At 68.2% G+C, this 512-nt stretch carries 1 pseudogene; it reads right to left on the bottom strand.

Going from position 1 to position 512, the window contains the following annotated elements:
• Positions 1–434 (bottom strand): annotated as a pseudogene (locus tag ACGWYJ_RS39025) (hypothetical protein); the annotation flags it as partial.
• Positions 435–512 lie beyond the last annotated feature (78 nt).

Below are 512 nucleotides of genomic sequence, written 5' to 3'. Positions count from 1 at the left end.
GCGCCCCAGTAGAAGGCGTGGTGGGACTTGTCCATGCCGTAGCCGGCGATCTCGCCCAGACCCGAGCGCTGCACGGTGGTGCGCGAGGCGCCGCAGCGCACCGGAGTGCCGTCCATCAACCGCAGCCGCTCATGCCAGGACGGCATCGCGCGCACCAGCCACGCCGCCGCGACCAGCAGCAACGGGGCCGCATCGCGCAGATGCCGGTTGTACTCGGACTGACAGGGAAGACGCGGGAACAGATGCCCGATCCGGGCCGGCGCCAGACGCAGCCACCGGCGCTCGGCATCACATCCCAGCAGGACCTGGGCCACGGCGACACAGACCAGCTCGGCATCGGTCAGCAGCCGGGCACGACCCCGCCGCCGTCGTTGCCGCGAAGGCAGGACGTGATCGTCCAGATGAACGTAGAGTGCGGTCAGAAGGGCGTCCAAGTCAGTCTTCACAAACCGACCATGGGCGCCCTTCGCCGTGCCCGCACCCGATTCAGCAATTTCCCATCAACGATCTAG

Origin of the sequence: Actinomadura sp. SCN-SB (assembly GCF_043906805.1) — a bacterium.
GTDB lineage: Bacteria > Actinomycetota > Actinomycetes > Streptosporangiales > Streptosporangiaceae > Spirillospora.
The sequence above is the reverse complement of the archived record's forward strand: the minus strand, read 5'-3'. Positions and strand labels throughout refer to the sequence as shown.